Annotated in this window: 20 protein-coding genes and 1 pseudogene; 8 read left to right on the top strand and 13 right to left on the bottom strand. The window is 69.0% G+C overall.

Annotated features, from left to right (window positions below; translation table 11 throughout):
- Nucleotides 1–63: 63 nt before the first annotated feature.
- Both HHL28_RS19050 and HHL28_RS17745 read left to right on the top strand, forming a co-directional pair.
- Nucleotides 64–315, top strand: coding sequence for a hypothetical protein (locus HHL28_RS19050; RefSeq protein WP_404326100.1), 252 nt, complete (start codon nucleotides 64–66; stop codon nucleotides 313–315).
- A 209-nt stretch (nucleotides 316–524) separates the two neighbouring features.
- Nucleotides 525–1,472 (top strand): hypothetical protein, encoded by a 948-nt coding sequence (locus tag HHL28_RS17745; RefSeq protein WP_075772708.1) that lies wholly within the window; start codon nucleotides 525–527, stop codon nucleotides 1,470–1,472.
- Nucleotides 1,473–1,620: 148 nt separating this feature from the next.
- On the opposite strand, the gene HHL28_RS17740 is transcribed toward HHL28_RS17745, so the two are convergent.
- The 8 genes and pseudogenes from HHL28_RS17740 to HHL28_RS17700 form a co-directional block, all read right to left on the bottom strand.
- Nucleotides 1,621–2,004 carry a tetratricopeptide repeat protein gene (locus HHL28_RS17740; RefSeq protein ID WP_449687001.1) on the bottom strand — a complete coding sequence of 128 codons (384 nt, stop codon included), beginning with the start codon at nucleotides 2,002–2,004 and terminating at the stop codon, nucleotides 1,621–1,623.
- Nucleotides 2,005–2,327: 323 nt separating this feature from the next.
- A pseudogene (gene ccmI, locus HHL28_RS19155) lies at nucleotides 2,328–3,011 on the bottom strand (c-type cytochrome biogenesis protein CcmI); the annotation flags it as partial.
- Nucleotides 3,012–3,058: 47 nt separating this feature from the next.
- Nucleotides 3,059–3,568, bottom strand: a complete 510-nt coding sequence (locus HHL28_RS17725) for a cytochrome c-type biogenesis protein (protein WP_404326094.1) — start codon at nucleotides 3,566–3,568, stop codon at nucleotides 3,059–3,061.
- The gene (locus tag HHL28_RS17720) at nucleotides 3,565–4,095 is read right to left on the bottom strand and encodes a DsbE family thiol:disulfide interchange protein (protein ID WP_075772709.1); all 531 of its coding nucleotides are present in this window, start codon (nucleotides 4,093–4,095) and stop codon (nucleotides 3,565–3,567) included. The genes HHL28_RS17725 and HHL28_RS17720 overlap by 4 nt, the downstream gene beginning before the upstream one ends.
- 3 nt (nucleotides 4,096–4,098) lie before the next feature.
- The gene (locus HHL28_RS17715; RefSeq protein ID WP_075772710.1) at nucleotides 4,099–6,090 is read right to left on the bottom strand and encodes a heme lyase CcmF/NrfE family subunit; all 1,992 of its coding nucleotides are present in this window, start codon (nucleotides 6,088–6,090) and stop codon (nucleotides 4,099–4,101) included.
- A 42-nt stretch (nucleotides 6,091–6,132) separates the two neighbouring features.
- A complete protein-coding gene (ccmE, locus tag HHL28_RS17710) occupies nucleotides 6,133–6,639 on the bottom strand; it encodes a cytochrome c maturation protein CcmE (protein ID WP_075772732.1) in 507 nt (168 codons plus the stop codon).
- Between the two features lie 4 nt (nucleotides 6,640–6,643).
- Complete coding sequence (ccmD, locus tag HHL28_RS17705) at nucleotides 6,644–6,943, bottom strand: heme exporter protein CcmD (protein WP_075772711.1); 300 nt, start codon at nucleotides 6,941–6,943, stop codon at nucleotides 6,644–6,646.
- A 112-nt stretch (nucleotides 6,944–7,055) separates the two neighbouring features.
- Nucleotides 7,056–7,784, bottom strand: a complete 729-nt coding sequence (locus HHL28_RS17700) for a heme ABC transporter permease (RefSeq protein ID WP_404326963.1) — start codon at nucleotides 7,782–7,784, stop codon at nucleotides 7,056–7,058.
- A 330-nt stretch (nucleotides 7,785–8,114) separates the two neighbouring features.
- On the opposite strand from HHL28_RS17700, the gene HHL28_RS17695 reads away from it, so the two are divergent.
- On the top strand, nucleotides 8,115–8,336 hold the full coding sequence (locus HHL28_RS17695) for a hypothetical protein (RefSeq protein WP_075772713.1): 222 nt from the start codon (nucleotides 8,115–8,117) through the stop codon (nucleotides 8,334–8,336).
- 75 nt (nucleotides 8,337–8,411) lie between these two features.
- Here the strand turns inward: HHL28_RS17695 and HHL28_RS17690 are convergent, their stop codons facing one another.
- Nucleotides 8,412–8,675, bottom strand: a complete 264-nt coding sequence (locus HHL28_RS17690; protein WP_075772714.1) for an usg protein — start codon at nucleotides 8,673–8,675, stop codon at nucleotides 8,412–8,414.
- Between the two features lie 355 nt (nucleotides 8,676–9,030).
- Between HHL28_RS17690 and groES the strand changes: the two genes are divergently transcribed.
- Entirely contained in the window at nucleotides 9,031–9,324 is a 294-nt protein-coding gene (groES, locus tag HHL28_RS17685) for a co-chaperone GroES (RefSeq protein ID WP_075772715.1), read from the top strand.
- A gap of 52 nt (nucleotides 9,325–9,376) precedes the next feature.
- On the top strand, nucleotides 9,377–11,020 hold the full coding sequence (gene groL, locus HHL28_RS17680) for a chaperonin GroEL (protein WP_075772716.1): 1,644 nt from the start codon (nucleotides 9,377–9,379) through the stop codon (nucleotides 11,018–11,020).
- A 981-nt stretch (nucleotides 11,021–12,001) separates the two neighbouring features.
- Here the strand turns inward: groL and HHL28_RS17675 are convergent.
- Nucleotides 12,002–12,904, bottom strand: a complete 903-nt coding sequence (locus HHL28_RS17675; protein WP_075772717.1) for an HNH endonuclease — start codon at nucleotides 12,902–12,904, stop codon at nucleotides 12,002–12,004.
- Nucleotides 12,905–13,375: 471 nt separating this feature from the next.
- Nucleotides 13,376–14,080: an SGNH/GDSL hydrolase family protein gene (locus HHL28_RS17670; RefSeq protein WP_075772718.1), complete on the bottom strand. Its 705-nt coding sequence runs from the start codon at nucleotides 14,078–14,080 to the stop codon at nucleotides 13,376–13,378.
- Nucleotides 14,081–14,313: 233 nt separating this feature from the next.
- Here HHL28_RS17670 and HHL28_RS17665 point away from each other — a divergent pair, with 233 nt between their 5' ends.
- Nucleotides 14,314–15,126 carry a class I SAM-dependent methyltransferase gene (locus HHL28_RS17665; protein ID WP_083699454.1) on the top strand — a complete coding sequence of 271 codons (813 nt, stop codon included), beginning with the start codon at nucleotides 14,314–14,316 and terminating at the stop codon, nucleotides 15,124–15,126.
- Nucleotides 15,127–15,184: 58 nt separating this feature from the next.
- On the opposite strand, the gene HHL28_RS17660 is transcribed toward HHL28_RS17665, so the two are convergent.
- Nucleotides 15,185–15,469 (bottom strand): hypothetical protein, encoded by a 285-nt coding sequence (locus HHL28_RS17660; RefSeq protein WP_075772719.1) that lies wholly within the window; start codon nucleotides 15,467–15,469, stop codon nucleotides 15,185–15,187.
- Nucleotides 15,470–15,632: 163 nt separating this feature from the next.
- Between HHL28_RS17660 and HHL28_RS17655 the strand changes: the two genes are divergently transcribed.
- Nucleotides 15,633–15,950 carry a DUF2934 domain-containing protein gene (locus HHL28_RS17655; protein ID WP_075772720.1) on the top strand — a complete coding sequence of 106 codons (318 nt, stop codon included), beginning with the start codon at nucleotides 15,633–15,635 and terminating at the stop codon, nucleotides 15,948–15,950.
- A 176-nt stretch (nucleotides 15,951–16,126) separates the two neighbouring features.
- On the opposite strand, the gene HHL28_RS17650 is transcribed toward HHL28_RS17655, so the two are convergent.
- On the bottom strand, nucleotides 16,127–16,642 hold the full coding sequence (locus HHL28_RS17650; RefSeq protein ID WP_075772721.1) for a tellurite resistance TerB family protein: 516 nt from the start codon (nucleotides 16,640–16,642) through the stop codon (nucleotides 16,127–16,129).
- Between the two features lie 232 nt (nucleotides 16,643–16,874).
- On the opposite strand from HHL28_RS17650, the gene HHL28_RS17645 reads away from it, so the two are divergent.
- Complete coding sequence (locus HHL28_RS17645; RefSeq protein WP_075772722.1) at nucleotides 16,875–17,186, top strand: hypothetical protein; 312 nt, start codon at nucleotides 16,875–16,877, stop codon at nucleotides 17,184–17,186.
- The last annotated feature ends 61 nt before the right edge of the window (nucleotides 17,187–17,247 follow it).

Genomic DNA, 17,247 nt, shown 5'->3' with positions numbered 1-17,247 from the left:
CGTGCCCATGATCATGCAGGCCATGCTGGCGGGGCTGGGGGACCGGCTGGTGGGGGCCCCAAGGTGCTGGTCCGCACCGTCGCGTCCGGCGTGCCGGAGGGCACCATGGCCGACCCGCTGCGCGCCATCGCCGCCGACTTCCCGGGCGTGGACATCGGCAGCTACCCCGCCTTCCGCCAGGGCAAGATCAGCACCAGCCTGGTGCTGCGCGCCACCGACCCGGCCGCCCTGGACGGGGCGACGGAGGCCGTTCTGGCCATGCTGCGGTCCTTGGGCGTGGAACCGCAGGTGCTGGAGGGGTATGGGGATAGCTAAAACGGCGGTAGGGGGCTTTGACCCCTACCGCCGGAGGCCGCCGACCGGCGGCCCGCGGGCCCATGCCCGCGTAAGCCAAGGGCGCGGATGCGCCCGCCCGGCGCTTGAGGGCGAACGCACAAACCAGCCCTTCCGCCATTCGTCCCCCGCCCCTTGGCGCGAACGTGGTATGTTGCGCCCCACCGGCGACCGGCGGGACCACAGGCCAGATGAACCGCAGCACCAAGTTCGAGTTCGACCACAAGGTCTTCACCCTGGAGAATGTCCGCTTCGTCCTGTCCCGCAACGACGACGAGCCGGTGATGCGCTTCCGCTTGGGCAAGAACGACGCCGAGGTGCCGATCTCCAAGCTGTGCAACGAGTTCAAGATCGATCCCAAGTCCTTCGACGGCCAGTTATTGGACATGGCGGCCAAGGGGCTGAAGTACGTGCGGGAGATCCGCCCCGGCGACACCATCCCCAACGAGCTGATCGACGGCACCGCCAGCTGGCGGGTGGACGACCGGCATTTCCAGATTGCCAAGGGCCGGCTGACGGTCCAGCTCGTCACTTGGCTGACAGGGGGTGAGACGGTGATCTCCAGCCCCGAGCAGTTGGAGCAGGTGGTCGAGGACCCCAAGACGAAGGCGCGGGTGACGGAGGCCTTCAAGGTCATCGCCAACAAGCTGGCCCTGTCCGGCAACCCCGAGGAGGAGGTGGAGAAGCGCATCGACCTCCTGGCCAAGGAACTGGCCTACATCGAGGCGCTGCGCGAGCGGTCGCTGAAGCTGGCCGTCATCCGCCGCGGGCTGGAGGCGGCCCACCGCATCTACAAGATCGAGCGCAACCTGCGGGAGGAGATCGTGCGCATGCAGACCCTCTCCCTCCCGCCCATCACGGACATGGAGCAACGCTTCGCCCAGGTGGACGCCCAGACCGGTGAGATCCTGGCCATGCTGAAGGCGTTCGAGAAGAACGTGGCCTATATCCGGGAGATGCGGGACGATCTGCACCAGTGCCTGATGCCCTGGGACGAGCTGTTGGAGGAGTGGGAGGCGGCGGAACCCGACAAGACCCCCGCCTTCGAGGCCCTGCTGAAAAAGACCTACCATTTCCTGGCCCGCAAATACGCCCAGGCCAGCACCTGGAAACTGGCGGCGCGGCCGGCGCCGCGGTAGGGCTGTGGTTCCCCTCTCCCCACCGGGGAGAGGGTTGGGGTGAGGGGTGCTGGGAGCAGAAAGACGCCCAGCCCCGGTGCGGCGGCACCACCCCCTCACCCGGACGCTGCGCGTCCGACCTCTCCCCGGTGGGGAGAGGGGGTACTTGCTACTTCAACCCGTCGATCTGCTCCTGAAGCTCCTTCCGGTCCGGGCTGTCGGGGGGGAGTTGCTGGAGGAGCTTGGTCCAGGTGGCGCGGGCCTCGTCCTTGCGGCCGTTCTCCGCGGCGGCGAGGCCCAGATAGTAGAGGGCTTGGGCGTTCTTCGGGTCCAGCTCCACGGCCTTGCGCAGGGCGCTTTCCAACTCCGGCGAGGGCTTGGCGCCGGGGGCGGGGTTCAGCATGCGGGCGAGCGCCAGCCAGGTGTCCGGCCGGTCCGGGGCGGCCTGGGTGGCGCGGCGGGCGGCGACCACGGCCTGTTCCTTGTCGCCCAGCACGCTGCGGGCCTGGGCGAGGCGCAGCCAGCCTTCCACATTGCCGGGGTCCTTCTCCATCCGCTCCGCCAGGCTGTCCACCATGGCGCGGATGGCGGCTTGGCGCTGTTCCGGCGGCAGGGCGGCCATGGCCTGCATCTGCTCCGGCGAGGGGCCGCCGGCAGCCGCGGGGGCTTCCCCGGGTTGGGGCGCGGCTGCGGGCGGGGGTGCCGGTTGCTGCGCCGTCTGCGGGTTGGCGGGGGCTTGGGCTGGGGCGTGGCCGCGACGGGGTCGATGCCGACCTGGCTGGCCACGTCATAAATGCGCTGGCGCACGACGGGCAGCCAGGGCGCGTCCGCCGGGCTGTCCGCCACCAGGGCGGCCCAGCGGTCGATGGCGCCTTTGTAGTCGCCGGCCTGATAGCGGGCCACGCCCAGGTAGAAGCGGGCGCGGGGGTCGTCGGGCCGGGCTTGCAGGGTCGCCTCGAAGGCGCGGCGCGCCTCCTCCGTCACCATGCCGTCGGCGGCGTTGGTCAAGGCCTCGGCGAAGCTGCCCAGCACCGTCGCGTCGCCCTGGGACAGGCCCACGGCCTTGCGGTAGGCCTCTGCCGCGTCGGCGGGGCGGTCCAGCCTTGCATAGCTCTGGGCCAGGGTCACCCAGCCCTGCAGATCGTTCGGGTTCTCCTGCAACAGCCTTTCCAGCTTCGCCACCGCGTCCAGGAATTCCTGCGGCGGCGGGGCGGCTGCCGGGCGGCCTTCGAAGGGCACGGCGGGCAGGGTCGGGTTGCCCATGGACAGGTAAAGGCCCAAGGCCGCCACGGGCACCAGGCCGGTCAGGGCCAAGGCCAGCTTGCGGCTGGGCCGGGCGGTGCCGGAACCCTGGGTCTTGGCGACGCGCTCGGCCTCCGCCGCCGCGGCCAGCAGGCGGCGGCCTACCTCGGTGCGGGCATTGGCGGCCTGTTCCGGTGTCAGCACGCCGCGGGCAAGGTCGCGGTCCACCTCTGCCAACTGGTCGGCATAGATGCCCTGGGCGAACTCCCCGTTGGAGACGCCGGGCTGGGGGGGCCGCAGCAGGGGCCGCAGCAGCATGACCACGGCGACCGCGGTGAGGGCCGCGGCGGCCAACCAGAAACCGATCATGCCCGTTTGCCTTCCCCGCTCCCGGTACCATCCTGCGCGGCCAGCAGGGCCTGCAACCGCGCCTCCTCCTCCGGCGTCAGCCTGGACGTGGCGGGGGCGGCCTCCGCATCCCGGCGGCGGTTGCGCATGTAGACGGCGGTCCCAGTCCCGGCCAGCAGCAGCACCAGGGCCGGACCGAACCAGAGGGCGGCGGTGTAGCCGGTCACCGGCGGCCGCAGCAGCACGAAGTCGCCGTAGCGGTCATGGACGTAGGCCAGCACCTGCTCGTCGCTGTCGCCGGCCACTAGCCGTTCGCGCACCAGCACCCGCAAGTCACGGGCCAGCTCGGCATTGCTGTCGTCGATGGACTGGTTCTGGCAGACCAAGCAGCGCAGTTCCTTGCTGATCTCCCGCGCCCGCGCCTCCATGGCCGGGTCGGCCAGCTTCTCATTCGGCAGCACGGCCAGGGCGGGGGCGGAGAGGAGCCCGGCCAGGGCCAGGGCGGCGATGCGACGGGTCAGCTTCACTTCGACAACTCCCGCATCAGGGGCAGGATCTTCTCCTCCACGTCGGCGGGCATCAGCGGGCCCACATGGCGGTAGCGGATGCGGCCCTCGCGGTCCACCACATAGGTCTCCGGCACGCCATAGACGCCGAAGTCGATGCCCACGCGGCCGTCACGGTCCTGGCCCACGGCGGTGAAGGGGTTGCCGAGCTGGTCCAGGAAGGCGCGGGTGGCCTCCGGCTTGTCCTTGTAGGCGATGCCCACCAGCGGCACCTTCAGCTCCCCCGCCAAGCGCATCAGCACCGGGTGCTCCACCCGGCAGGGGGCGCACCAGCTGGCGAAGATGTTGACCAGCTGGGCCTGGCCCTTCAGGTCCGAGGATTTCAGCCCCGGCAGGCTGTCCGCGATGGGCGGCAGGTCGAAGGCCGGCGCCGGCTTGTCGATCATGTTGGATGGCAGCACGCTGGGGTCCCGGGTCAGGCCCAGGGCGAACCAGCCGGCGAGGCCCAGGAACAGCAGCAGCGGCAGGACGAGGAGGGCGCGGCTCATCGCTTACTCCGCCGCCTGGGCCACCGGGCCGCGCACCGGGGCGGCGCGCTTCTGCGGCACGCCCACCCGCAGGCGGCGGTCCGACAGGCTGAGCAGCCCGCCCAGCACCATGACGATGGAGCCGAACCAGATCCAGGGCACCAGCGGGTGGTGGTACAGCCGCACCACCCAGCCCGTGCCGTCTTCTGTCCGGTCGCCCAGCACGGCGTAGAGGTCGGAGACGAAGGTGGTGTGGATGGCGGCCTCCGTCGTCTTCATCTTGGCAACGGGGTACCAGCGCTGCTCCGCGTCGATGGTGGCGACAAGGTCGTCACCGTCGCGGATGGTGAAGGTGCCCGTCTCGGTCACGTAGTTGGGGCCACGCAATTCCTCCACCTTGTCCAGGGTGAAGGTATAGCCGGCCAGCGGGGTCTGGTCGCCCACCTTCATGACCCGGATCTCCTCCGACAGCCAGAAGCTGGTGCCGACCATGCCGGCCACGGCGATGCCCAGGCCCGCATGTGCAAGGGCCGTGCCCCAGGCGCCGCGGGGCAGGCTGGCGGCGCGGGAAAGGCTGTCGCCCAGGGGGATGCGGAACAGCTTGATGCGTTCCGCGATCTCCGCGAAGGCGCCGCAGAAGGCCCAGGCGGCAAGGCCGGCGCCCACCAGGGCCATCACCGGCTTCACCCCATGCGCCCACAGGGCCCAGAGGATGGCGACCACCGTCAGCAGGGCGGCCACGCCCAGCCGCGGCAGCACGGCGCCCAGGTCCGCCCGCTTCCAGGGCAGGAAGGGGCCGACGCCCATCACCAGGATCAGAGGGATGGCCAAGAACGGGGTGATGAAGTTGAAATAGGGGGCGCCGACGCTGATCTTGTGACCGAAGGCGTCCAGCACCAGCGGCATCAGCGTGCCGATCAGCACCACGGCGCAGGAGACGCTGAGCAGCAGGTTGTTCAAGACCAGCGCGCCTTCGCGGCTGACCGGGGCGAAGACGCCGCCCACCTTCAACGTGTGGGCCCGCATGGCGTAGAGCAGCAGGCTGCCGCCCACCGCCAGGAGCAGCAGGATCAGGATGGCCGTGCCGCGGGCCGGGTCCACGGCGAAGGCGTGGACGGAGGTCAGCACGCCCGAGCGCACCAGGAACGTGCCCATCAGCGACAGGGCGAAGGTCAGCACCGCCAGCAGGATGGTCCAGGTCTTCAGCGCGTCGCGCTTCTCCACCACGATGGCGGAGTGCAGCAGCGCCGTGCCCGCCAGCCAGGGCATGAGGGAGGCGTTCTCCACCGGGTCCCAGAACCACCAGCCACCCCAGCCCAACTCGTAATAGGCCCACCAGGAGCCCATGGCGATGCCCATGGTCAGGGACGCCCAGGCGATCAGCACCCAGGGGCGCAGCCAACGGCCCCAGGCGGGGTCCACGCGCCCCTCGATCAGGGCGCCGGCGGCGAAGCTGAAGGCGACGGAGAAGCCCACATAGCCCAGGTACAGGAAGGGCGGGTGGAAGGCCAGGCCCGGGTCCTGGAGCAACGGGTTCAGGTCGTTGCCGTCGGCCGGGGCCGGGAACACGCGGACGAAGGGGTTGCTGGTCAGCAGCATGAACAGCAGGAAGCCCACGCCCACCAGCCCCTGCACGCCCAGCACCCGGGCCTTCAGGGTCGGCGGGATATTGCGGCCGAAGGCGGCCACGGCGGCGCCGAAGCCGGACAGCATCACCATCCAGAGGACCAGCGAGCCCTCATGGTTGCCCCAGACGCCGGACACCTTGTAGAGCATCGGCTTCAGGCTGTGGCTGTTCTGGATCACCACCTGGAGGCTGAAGTCGGAGACGACGAAGGCCCAGGTCAGGGCCACGAAGGCCAGCCCGATCATCAGGAACTGGCCATAGGCCGCCGGCCGCGCCACCTCCATCCAGGCGACGTTCCCGCGCGACGCGCCGACGAACGGCAGGGTGCCCTGCACCACCGCCATCAGCAGGGCCAGCACCAGCGCGTAATGGCCGATCTCCGGGATCATGGGCTCACTCCCTGTCGGGCGGCACGGGACTGCCGGCCGCCCTTACTGCTTCAGCGTGGTGGTGGCGTGGACCTTGTCGCCCGTCGTGGAGGTCTCATAGACCGGCTTGCCCGGCACCTCCGGCTTGAACTGGCCGGCGCGCTTCAGGGCGTCGGCCACCTCTGGCGGCATATAGTTCTCATCGTGGCGGGCCAGCACCTCACGGGCCACGAACACCCCGTCCGGGCCCAGCCTGCCCTCCGCCACCACGCCCTGCCCCTCGCGGAACAGGTCGGGCAGGATGCCGGTGTAGCGCACGGGCACCGTGGCGGACATGTCGGTCACCTGGAAGACGGTGGTCATGCCGTCCGCCTGCTTGGTGATGCTCCCCTCCGCCACCAGCCCGCCGATGCGGACGGAGCGGTCGCCTGGGGGCCGGGCGCCCAGGTCGCTGGGGCTGTAGAAGAAGACGATGTTCTCCTCGAACGCCGACAGGGTCAGCGCGGCGGCGGTGCCCAGGCCCAGCAGGGCCAGCAGGACAACGTACAGGCGGCGCTTCTTGCGGGTCATCATCTCAGCAATCCCCTCCGCCGCTGCCGCCGCCGTCACCGCCGGCGTCGCAGTCGGCCGAACCCTTTCCCCCGCCGGCATAGGCGCCGGCCAGGGCCAATTCCCCGCCGCTTCCACCGTCGGCGGCCTTGGCGCGGCGGGCCCGGCGGGGCTGGCGTATGCCCTCCAGCGTGGCCAGCGTGCGCTGCTGGCGGCGATGGGCGCTCAGGCTCAGCAGCATGAGCCCCAGCAGCACCACGGCGGCGATGCCGTAGCTGCCCCAGACATAGAGGGCGTAGCCGCCCATGGCGAAGAACTCGGCCATCACAGTCCCTGGACCCGGCCGGGCGGCAGGCTGCCGCCAAGCCCGTGGATATATGTCGATCGGTAGGAGGCCCTGCCAGACGGGGCGACGGCGGGTCGCATGGTCGCCCCCGTCACTCGGCCGCCTGGGAGGCCTGGGCCAGGCGCAGGGCCTGGACCTTGCGCGCCAGCAGCTCGGCCCGCATGCGGGTGATCACGACGGCGGCGAAATAGGCCTTGAAGGCGATGGCCAGGGCCAGCAGCGGCCACAGCATGTCGGCATGGATGGTGGGCCCGCCCATGCGGAACACGCTGGCGGGCTGGTGCAGAGTGTTCCACCAGTCCACGGAGAACTTGATGATCGGCACGTTGACCGCGCCCACCAGCAGCAGGATGCAGCCCGCCCGGTTGCCGCGGGTCGGGTCGTCGAAGGCGTCCACCAGGGCCATGTAGCCCAGGTAGAGGAAGAACAGGATCAGCACGCTGGTCAGCCGCGCGTCCCACACCCACCAGGTGCCCCACATGGGCTCGCCCCAGAGGGACCCGGTGGCGAGGCAGACCAGGGTGAAGCCGGCCCCCAGCGGGGCCGCGGCCCGCGCATAGACCTCCGCCAGCGGGTGGCGCCAGATCAGCGCCACGGCGGCGGCCACGGCCATGGAGCTGTAGACGAACAGGCTCATCCACGCCGCGGGCACGTGGATGTACATGATCCGCACCGTGTCGCCCTGCTGGTAATCGGGCGGGCTGGCCACCAGGGCCCAGTACAGGCCGGCGACGAAGCCGATCACGGCGATGCCCGCCGCCCAGGGTTGGACCACGGCGGCGAGGCGGAGGAAGCGGGCGGGGTTGGCGAAGCGGTGCATGGCGAGGGCATATGTAGCATGGCCCATCGCCTTTTCCCACGGGGCGCGGCGCGGCCCGCGCGGATTTGATCCATGTCAGGGAACCGGTGGGTGGCCGAACCGTTTTTTTGCCCCTCCCCACCCGGATCAGGCAAATACGAAGGGGTTACCAATATCCGATCGGGCTATCCCCAACCGATCCCCAATCAAGCAAAGGAGCAGCGCAAGTATTAGCCAACATTACACGGCCCCCTGGGGGCGGTCGTTAGGAGGTCGTTAACCGGTCTGGCGCTGTAATCACCTCATCACGAACGCACACCGCCAAACGCCAGACTGGAAAGGATCAAGACAATGGCCACCATGACCTTCGCCAAGGACGTCACCGCCTCCGCCCGTATCCATCGTGAGGTCCTGGACCAGTTCGCCGCCATCGTCCGGTCCCACCTGTCGGAGACCCAGGACGCCTTTGCCCGGGAGAGCCTGGCCGACCTGCTGGACAGCATCTCCGAGCAGCGCGCCGGCTTCGACGCCCTGATCGCCGTCGCCGGGCCGAGCCTGAAGCTGGCCGCCTGATACCAAGGCGGCAGCCGTTGGATGAGAAGCAGGGCGCCCCCACCGGGGCGCCCTTTCTGTTTTCCCTGGCGCGACTCAGTGCAGGCGGAACTCCGCCCCCACCAGCTTGAACTCCGCCGGCTTGATCAATGCCTCCGACGCCACGCGGACGCTGTGCAGCTTCCCGTCCAGGCAGCGGGACCAGAAATCCAGGAAGTGCTTGAGCTGCGGGAAGCGGGGCGCCAGGTCCAGCTCCTGCCAGATATAGGCCTGGAGCACCCCCGGGTGGTCGGGCATGTGGTAGAGGATTTCCGCCGTGGTCAGGCGGTAATCCTTGAGTTGCAAGGCGAGTGCGGCCATGGTCCTCCCCCGTCGATCCTTCGCAAGGATGGGCGGCCCGGCGCGATCCCTTCACTCCCCGTCGCGGGGCATGCGTCGTGCGCCTGCCCTCCCGTGGCATTCATGCTGCCACCACATGAAGTTTCCGTGAAGGGGTTTGTTCTGGCTTTTCAACATGTTAGCAGCCGTGAACCGTGGCTGCTGCCAGAACGGGCGGCGGGGTAGCCCCCATACCCCGGGGCAGGGATGGGGCAGGAACCGGTCCCCCTCTTGACAGTTCGCGCGGGCTCAATTACCTCGCTGGCACTCACCGCGGGTGAGTGCTAACAACAGGCTCATCCCGAGTCTCTTTTGCCTTCATAAAGGGAGAGAATTCATGCGTTTCCGTCCGCTGCACGACCGCGTGGTGGTCAAGCGCGTCGAGTCCGAGCAGAAGACTGCCGGCGGCATCATCATCCCGGACACCGCCAAGGAAAAGCCCCAGGAGGGCGAGGTGGTCGCCGTGGGCCCGGGCGCCCGCGACGAGTCCGGCAAGCTGGTCCAGCTCGACGTGAAGGCCGGTGACCGCGTGCTGTTCGGCAAGTGGTCGGGCACCGAGGTGAAGATCGACGGTGTCGAGTACCTGATCATGAAGGAAAGCGACATCATGGGCGTGCTGAACGCCGCCTGAGTCGGATCCCCCGGATCGACCTGACCCAATATAGAACGAAGGGACGAAGACAATGGCTGCCAAGGAAGTGAAGTTCGGCTCCGACGCCCGCGCCAAGATGCTGCGCGGCGTGGACATCCTGGCCGACGCCGTGAAGGTGACGCTGGGCCCGAAGGGCCGCAACGTGGTGATCGAGAAGAGCTTCGGCGCCCCCCGCATCACCAAGGACGGCGTGTCTGTCGCCAAGGAAATCGAGCTGTCCGACAAGTTCGAGAACATGGGCGCGCAGATGGTGAAGGAGGTCGCCCAGAAGACGGCGGACCTCGCCGGCGACGGCACCACCACCGCCACCGTGCTGGCCCAGGCCATCGTCCGTGAGGGCGCCAAGGCCATCGCCGCCGGCATGAACCCCATGGACGTGAAGCGCGGCGTGGACCTGGCCGTGCAGACCGTGGTCGAGGACATCAAGTCCCGCAGCCGCAAGGTCACCACCAACGACGAGATCGCCCAGGTCGGCACCATCTCCGCCAACGGCGAGGAGAGCATCGGCCAGATGATCGCCGAGGCCATGGCCAAGGTGGGCAACGAGGGCGTGATCACGGTCGAGGAGGCGAAGGCCCTGGAGACCGAGCTGGACGTGGTCGAGGGCATGCAGTTCGACCGCGGCTACCTGTCCCCCTACTTCGTGACCAACGCCGACAAGATGGTCGCGGACCTGGAGAACCCCTTCATCCTGCTGTTCGAGAAGAAGCTGTCCGGCCTGCAGGCCATGCTGCCGGTCCTCGAGGCGGTGGTGCAGTCCTCCCGCCCGCTGGTCATCGTGGCCGAGGACGTGGAGGGCGAGGCCCTGGCCACGCTGGTGGTCAACAAGCTGCGCGGCGGCCTGAAGGTCGCGGCCGTGAAGGCGCCGGGCTTCGGTGACCGCCGGAAGGCGATGCTGGAGGACATGGCCATCCTGACCGGCGGCCAGGTCATCAGCGAAGACCTGGGCATCAAGCTGGAGAACGTGACCCTGGAGATGCTGGGCCGCGCCAAGAAGGTGGTGATCAACAAGGACAACACCACCATCGTCGACGGCGAGGGCAGCAAGGAAGACATCCAGGCCCGCATCGCCCAGATCAAGGCGCAGATCGAGGAGACCACCTCGGACTACGACCGTGAGAAGCTGCAGGAGCGTCTGGCGAAGCTGGCCGGCGGCGTGGCCGTCATCCGCGTCGGCGGCGCCACCGAGGTCGAGGTGAAGGAGCGCAAGGACCGCGTTGACGACGCGATGCACGCCACCCGCGCCGCGGTGGAAGAGGGCATCGTGGCCGGCGGCGGCGTCGCCCTGCTGTACGCCACCAAGGCCCTGGAGCAGCTGAAGGCCCCGAACGAGGACCAGAAGTTCGGCGTGGACATCGTCCGCAAGGCCCTGCAGGCCCCGGTCCGTCAGATCGCCGCCAACGCCGGCTTCGACGGTTCCGTGATCGTCGGCAAGCTGCTGGAGAAGGGCGACGTCAACGCCGGCTTCAACGCCCAGACCGGTGAGTACGGCGACATGTTCCAGTTCGGCGTCATCGACCCGACCAAGGTCGTGCGCGCCGCCCTGCAGGACGCCGCCTCCATCGCCGGCCTGCTGATCACCACCGAGGCCATGATCGGCGAGAAGCCCCAGCCGAAGTCCGCCCCCGCCGGCGGCCCCGGCGGCATGGGCGGCATGGGCGACATGGACTTCTAAGTCCCTGACCCCGGGGCGGGCAACCGCCCCGGGGAGCCCCGTAGGTCGGATTAGGGGCCTTGGCCCCGTAATCCGACGGCGAGAGACGAAGGCCCCGGCGGAGCGATCCGCCGGGGTTTTTGGTTTGGGTGACGCAAGGAGACCTTAACGCGACAAAGGTGACGCTTAAGGTGACGCGTGTCTCATCCCAAGAGGCTGGGATCATTGGGAAAAACGCCTTAAGGAGACTAAGGTGACGCGGTCCGAAGCATGTCACCTTTGTCTCGTTAAGCCGGCCACCGGCACAGGCCTTCCCCTGGAACGCATGAAAACCCGACAAGTACAAGACCCGTCCGCCACGGGGCGGATCGGGTATGGGAGCATGGGATAGGAATATTGTCAAGATTGCGTCTGTTATTGCAAGCTCAGGTGAATCTCGCAGTTATGTGCAGGTCGCCTTAAGCAACCCACCATACAAAATCTCTATACCGCTCTAGTTTTAGGTTCGGCAATTTCTACGTGAAATCAGACAGTTAGCATGCCCTTGATCGGTTCCGGCCCGGGCACCAAAACTTGGTTGTGGGAGGGTAGCCAATCCACATACAATGAAGGCGAGCCAGACGTTGTGTCTGGCTCGCCAAGAGCACACTAGGAGAAGACGATGGCTAAGCGTCCCTTCTTCCTTGTGTTAACGGTCCCGGTTTGGCGCTGGCAGATCCAGCTCACCGTGACTTCGCACTAGGAGGGGGCCAGGAAGCGGGTACCAGCCGTTTCCTGGCCTCTCCGGTTTCCCGTACGGAAAACTCGTACACGACATTACGTATCGCAATACGTTCTGTCACGCACAGAGTGCGTTTGAACGCTGCCGCCTGCAATTCGCGCAGCGCACATAAAAGCAGGGGACGACGCAACAGCGCTGATTTTTCCAGTACCCATAAACTATGAAACCGCGCCAGCGCGCGCACCTGCATGCTTCGCGAAACGTCGGCAGGACGTACAAGCTTATCCCTTAAATACCCGCTCCCGATGCCAACGCAGGAACTGCGGATGTGGGCGGAGGTCCGGGCGGTCCGGCAACTGCAACTTCCCATCCGGCAGGAACAGGCGGCGCGCAGGTTCGGGCACATGCCGTTCCGCCACCAGCAGGCGGCAGTCGTCTGTAGCGGACACCAGTCCCCGGTCAAACATCCAATGGACCGTGGCGGAGAGGGCAAGGCCATTGCGGGGGCTGTCGGGCCCGTGTTCCGCCACCGGGCGGATGTGGGCGGCCTGGACCTCGGCCCGGCCGCCGCCGTTGATCAGGCGAAGGCCAGTGATGGCGCAGGTGTCGTGGTAGGCTTCCTTCACCGCTGCGGCAAAGGCCGCATCCCGCACGGGACGGGCCACCAGCCGCTCGATGATCGGGCGTTCAAAGGTGGCGGGTTCGTCGGCGAAGCCGAAGGGGGTCTGACCGACAGGCGCTGTCGGCGGCTCAGGCGTGAGGATATGAGCCATGCCGGCCTGGAGGATGTCCGCATACTCCTGCTCCGTCAGCAGCCGGACAGCACGGCCAAAGGCGCCCTTGTTGGTTTCCCCATCATCCCGCCGCAAGCCCCGTTCATAGTAGTGGCTGCCTTCCCGGAACGGCACCGGACGGACAAGGGGCAGATAACCTTCCACGAAGGCGTAGAAATGGTCTGGCAAGGTTGGGTCGGGCCGGATGCCCATCACCCGGGCCGTAGCGAAATAGGCTTGGCGGCCCCCGCGTGAGGACCGGTCACCCGTGCTTCGCCGCGGCTCATAATAGATGATCCAATCGCCGACAGCCGCCTGCGCCTGCCGCAGGTAGGTGCGGGGGAAGTGGTACTGGAATTCGGGCAGGTCGTCGTAGGTGGGATCGACCTTGGTAGTGAAGACCGCCTTCATCCCGATGCAAGCCGCCGTGGGGTCAACGGCAACAGCTTAGGTGGTCATATGAGAGGATGCCACTCAGGAATGCTGTGTAGGTCGGATTAGCGGCTTGGCCGCGTAATCCGACGGCACTTACGCCATCGTGTTCTGTCGGATTACGGCGCCGTTGGCGCCTAATCCGACCTACATCTCCACCCCTCCGCATCCCGCCAACGGCCGCCTTCGAGCGCGGGGAGCGGAACCCGCAGAGGCGCACCCTGAGGGATTTGCGGGCGGCGTTCGAGGCGCGGGGAGTGGTGTTCCTGGCCGACTCGGGCGGGGTGGGGGTGTATCTGCGGGCGGACGCCACCCCAGCGGCGGGGGAGCCGGCGGCGGGGTGAGGGCCCGCCGTGTCCATCCGCTCAAATCCGTGTTCCCGGACCATGGCCGGGTCGGGATAAGGCTGGGGAGTCTTGCTGTCGGGATGCGGCTTCGCCTTATCCCGGCCTACGGTTTTTGGTGCCCTGCGTCGGACGGGATGCCTCCCTTCCCATGGGCGAAGACCGGGCTGGGGTGGGGTTGGTCCTGGGGGCGGAGGGTGTCGGGGCTGCCGTAGGGGCCGGTGGCCCAGTGGGCCAGGGCGGCGGCGATTTTGGCGCCGCCTGTGGTGCTGGGCTCGATGGGGTTGGCGTAGTCGGCGTCGTCGCCGCACAGCAGGCGGAGGTCCACCAGGGCCAGGCCGCGGGTGAAGGCGGCGCGGGTGATCACGTCGTTGAACAGGGCGAGGCCGGCGCCCACCAGCCGGTGCTGCACCGGGTCGGGGAAGCGGGCGTCGTAGATGGTGCAGAGGGCCGTGGGCAGGCGGCGGGCCAGCACGGCGTCCAGCATGGCGTGGTAATCGGCGGCGAAGCGGTCGCGGGCGTCGGCCAGGGCCAGCACCGCCTCTGCCACGCTGCGGGCCGGCTGCTCCAGGATAGAGGCTTGGCGCAAGGCGTCGTTGCCGCCGGCGCTGACGGCCAGGTGGGTGGCGTCGGCGGGGATGCGGGGGAGCTGTGCCGCCACCCCGGCAGCCACCGCCCCGTCCACCGCGGCCAGGGTGGCCCGCCAGCCCGCGGGCAGGCACGCGCCGAGCTGCCTGCCCACATCCGGCCCACCGGCCACATAGGCGCCGTTGTCGAAGATGCTGTCCCCCAGCAGAACCACATGGCCCATGGCTGCCCCCATTTTCGCGTGGCCGCCGGGTGGCGGCCCCTTTGACGCCCCCGGCTCGGGGCCGGGGCAAGCTCGCGCCCCCCGGTTGTGCGATGGATGGGGCGCGGGCCTTCAGCGGGATGGCCTGCTGCTGGCAAGCGCTGCCCCTGCCAGCCCCAACAGCCGGGCCGGGGTTCCCTTCCGCCCCGGCCATGCTAGCTGGTAAGGGAACGGGAACGGCAGGGGAGAAGGATATGAACCCGACACCAAGGCGGCGGGGGGCCCTGGCGGCCACGGGGGTGGTGCTGGCGGCGCTGCTGGCGGCCTGCGCCCCCTCCCCGGCCACATCCACGGCGAGCCCGGCCACGGCGGCGGTGACCGCCCCGGCAGGGGTGGCGCGCCACCTGGGCCCGGCAGGGACGCCGGCCAAGGCCTTTCCCAAGCCGCGGCGGCAAGTGGCCGGCATCGTCGCCCCCACCTGGGGGGAGGGGGCGCACCGCGACCGCTCAGGCGAGGCGGACACGCTGTTCGAGGCCATGCGCCTTGCCCCCGGCCAGGCGGTGGCGGACATCGGGGCGGGCAGCGGCTATCACGTGATCCGGCTGGCGCGGCGGCTGGGGCCGCAGGGCACCGTCTATGCCCAGGACATCATGCCGGATTACCTGGACATGCTGTCCCGCCGGCTGGTCGCGGCGGGGGTCCCGCAGGGAACCGGGCCGGGCCAGGTGGCGCTGGCCCTGGGCGAGGGGCATGACCCGCGCCTGCCGCCCGGCAGCCTGGACCGGGTGCTGATGGCCCACATGTACCATGAGATCGAGCAGCCCTTCGGCCTGCTGTACAACCTTGCCCCCGCCCTGCGGCCGGGTGCCCTGGTGGCGGTGCTGGAGATCGACCGGGACACGGCCCGCCATGGCACGCCGCTGGACCTGCTGACCTGCGAGTTCAAGGCGGTGGGCTATCGCCCCGCCGGGGTGACGCGGCTGGAGGACAAGCAGCGCTACGTGGCCCTGTTCGAGGCGCCGGAGACGCCCACCCCGCCGGCGGAGATCAAGGCCTGCCGCCCCTGAAACAGGAAAGGCCGCCCGGCGGGGCGGCCCTTTGCCAGATCGGCGCTGGTCGCGCCGATTACACCCGGATGTCCACGAAGGCGCCGCGGGTCTGCCCGGCGCCCAGGGCCTGACGGCGCTGCTCCTCCGTCGGGTCGGGGGTAAGGAAGCGTTCCTGGCGGCGTTCCTGCGTGGCCTGGGCCTCCAACTCCTCCTGGACGGAGGGTTGGGCGACGCGCTGCTCCTGCTCCGCCTGCTTGCCGCGGCCGACGCCGTTGGGGGCGCCGGTGGGCTGCACCGACCCGCCCTGCAGGCCGGGGGTGGAGAAGACGCTGCTGTTGGAAAAGATGCTGCCGACGGCCATGACACACCTCTAGGTTATCCACAACCTACCTCGAAAGCGCGAAACGGTCAAGGCGGCCGCCACCTGGCCCGAGTCACGGCAGAGACAAAGCTGGATTGCCCCGGGCGTCATCGGGGCGGCCCGCCTGTTGGGGGTGCATCGACGCACGCAACGGAGCCGAACCATGGCCGACCCGCTTCAGGACAATGACCGCGACGCCCGCATCCGCCAGAAGGCGCATCAGATCTGGGAACAGGAAGGGCGCCCCGAAGGCCGGGACCAAGCCCATTGGGACATGGCGTCGGAACTGGTGGCCCAGCAGGAGAACATCGGCGCCACCCTGCAACCAAACCCATCGGAAGGCGGTGACGACGTGGCCACCCGCCAGGGCCCAATCGAACCGGAACTGGCCCACCAGAATCTGGGCGACGTGCCCGGCATCCGCGACCAGGGCGAGGAACGCCAGTTCCCCAGCCGCGACGCCCTGCGCGACCAGGGCTGAATGACGAAGGGGGAGAGGGCCGACGCCCCCTCCCCCCCACCTTTTCTCAACGCTTCAAGGCCGTGACCCAGGCCGGCGACCGCCGGCCCGCGGGCCCATGCCCGCGCAAGCCAAGCCCGCGGAGCGGGCGCCCGGCGCCTGAGGGCGCACAAGGTCCGGCGCCTGGGGAAGCGGCGTCAGGCCGCCTTGCCCGGCATCTCCACCTTGAAGTCGGGGCTGTTCTTCGGGTGGTTCTTGTCCAGGAACACGCTGCGGTCGTTCTTCAGCATGATCACCTCGAAGTAGGGCTTGAACTGCTCGTCGGTGATGCCGAAGGCCTTCTGCATCTTGTCGAACAGCTGTTGCTCCTCGACCTCCGCCTCGCCGTCGGACAGGGCGCTGTCCACCAAGTTCATCAGGACGCACAGGCGCTGGGCCGTGGTCAGGATGGGCGTGGCCTCGGCCAGGAACTGGTCGGGGCTGTGGCTGCGCACATAGCGCAGGGCGCTGTCCAGCAGGGCCTTGTTCTGGGCGCCCACGCCGATGGTGCCGCTGCCGTCACGGGAACCGCCGATCACCGCCAGCAGGTGGCCCACCTCCTCGGCGTCCATCTCCCCGTCCGCGCCCATGCCATAGATCAGCGCGATGGCGAAGGCCTTGTGCGGGGTCATGTCCTCGCCGCGGTCGCTCTTGAACATGCTGAACAGGCCCATCTCTAAACCCCCTGGTTTGTGTTGGTCGGCGGCGGTTGCTTCCCCGCCCTGCCGCCGGAGATGGGGAGGGGGTGCGACAGACACGCCTGCGACGGAAGCGCCCAGAAGGGGTTGAGGGTTTTGCTGCAACGCAGCATGGTTCTGTGCCCCCTGCCGTGGGCCGCCCCGGGAACCGGGCACGGCCGCTTGCGGTTCAAGGGCTCTCCCGCCTGGTTGACCTTGGAGACCGACCATGAACCCGCGCTTCGTTTGGCTCGACGCCCTGATGTCCCTGGCCGAGGGGCGCCTGCTGACCAAGGGCGGGGAGACGGCGCTGGCCTACCACCTGCACGGCGTGCCCAACGTGGTGCACGTCTTCGACGACCTGCTGCGCCACGGCTGGATCGCCCCGGTGGACCCGCATGGCCGCCGCTACGCCTTGACGGCGGAAGGGGCGGAGGCGTTGCGCGAGGGGGCGGAGTGGTATCGCGCCCAGCCCACCTGGGTCCGCCTGCTGCGCCCCAAGCCGGGCCTGGGGCGGGTGGTGGGGGCGATGGCGGCCTGATGCCCGTGGTCCCGGGAATGGCCCCGCACGCCGCGCGCCCAATGGCATGGACATCCCCGGC

The sequence above is a fragment of the Aerophototrophica crusticola genome (genome assembly GCF_012913305.1).
Taxonomy (GTDB): domain Bacteria; phylum Pseudomonadota; class Alphaproteobacteria; order Azospirillales; family Azospirillaceae; genus Niveispirillum; species Niveispirillum crusticola.
This window is presented reverse-complemented; position numbering and strand designations above follow the sequence as displayed.

Excerpts from the sequence above, each read along its gene's own strand:
- HHL28_RS17745 (WP_075772708.1), top strand. The coding sequence starts at position 525 with ATGAACCGCAGCACCAAGTTCGAGTTCGACCACAAGGTCTTCACCCTG.
- HHL28_RS17715 (WP_075772710.1), bottom strand. The coding sequence starts at position 6,090 with ATGATCCCGGAGATCGGCCATTACGCGCTGGTGCTGGCCCTGCTGATG.
- HHL28_RS17645 (WP_075772722.1), top strand. The coding sequence starts at position 16,875 with ATGAACCCGCGCTTCGTTTGGCTCGACGCCCTGATGTCCCTGGCCGAG.
- groL (WP_075772716.1), top strand. The coding sequence starts at position 9,377 with ATGGCTGCCAAGGAAGTGAAGTTCGGCTCCGACGCCCGCGCCAAGATG.
- HHL28_RS17740 (WP_449687001.1), bottom strand. The coding sequence starts at position 2,004 with ATGGAGAAGGACCCCGGCAATGTGGAAGGCTGGCTGCGCCTCGCCCAG.
- HHL28_RS17660 (WP_075772719.1), bottom strand. The coding sequence starts at position 15,469 with ATGGCCGTCGGCAGCATCTTTTCCAACAGCAGCGTCTTCTCCACCCCC.
- HHL28_RS17675 (WP_075772717.1), bottom strand. The coding sequence starts at position 12,904 with ATGAAGGCGGTCTTCACTACCAAGGTCGATCCCACCTACGACGACCTG.
- HHL28_RS17665 (WP_083699454.1), top strand. The coding sequence starts at position 14,314 with ATGAACCCGACACCAAGGCGGCGGGGGGCCCTGGCGGCCACGGGGGTG.
- HHL28_RS17690 (WP_075772714.1), bottom strand. The coding sequence starts at position 8,675 with ATGGCCGCACTCGCCTTGCAACTCAAGGATTACCGCCTGACCACGGCG.
- HHL28_RS17700 (WP_404326963.1), bottom strand. The coding sequence starts at position 7,784 with ATGCACCGCTTCGCCAACCCCGCCCGCTTCCTCCGCCTCGCCGCCGTG.
- HHL28_RS17670 (WP_075772718.1), bottom strand. The coding sequence starts at position 14,080 with ATGGGCCATGTGGTTCTGCTGGGGGACAGCATCTTCGACAACGGCGCC.
- groES (WP_075772715.1), top strand. The coding sequence starts at position 9,031 with ATGCGTTTCCGTCCGCTGCACGACCGCGTGGTGGTCAAGCGCGTCGAG.
- HHL28_RS17695 (WP_075772713.1), top strand. The coding sequence starts at position 8,115 with ATGGCCACCATGACCTTCGCCAAGGACGTCACCGCCTCCGCCCGTATC.
- ccmE (WP_075772732.1), bottom strand. The coding sequence starts at position 6,639 with ATGACCCGCAAGAAGCGCCGCCTGTACGTTGTCCTGCTGGCCCTGCTG.
- ccmD (WP_075772711.1), bottom strand. The coding sequence starts at position 6,943 with ATGGCCGAGTTCTTCGCCATGGGCGGCTACGCCCTCTATGTCTGGGGC.
- HHL28_RS17655 (WP_075772720.1), top strand. The coding sequence starts at position 15,633 with ATGGCCGACCCGCTTCAGGACAATGACCGCGACGCCCGCATCCGCCAG.
- HHL28_RS17720 (WP_075772709.1), bottom strand. The coding sequence starts at position 4,095 with ATGAGCCGCGCCCTCCTCGTCCTGCCGCTGCTGCTGTTCCTGGGCCTC.
- HHL28_RS17650 (WP_075772721.1), bottom strand. The coding sequence starts at position 16,642 with ATGGGCCTGTTCAGCATGTTCAAGAGCGACCGCGGCGAGGACATGACC.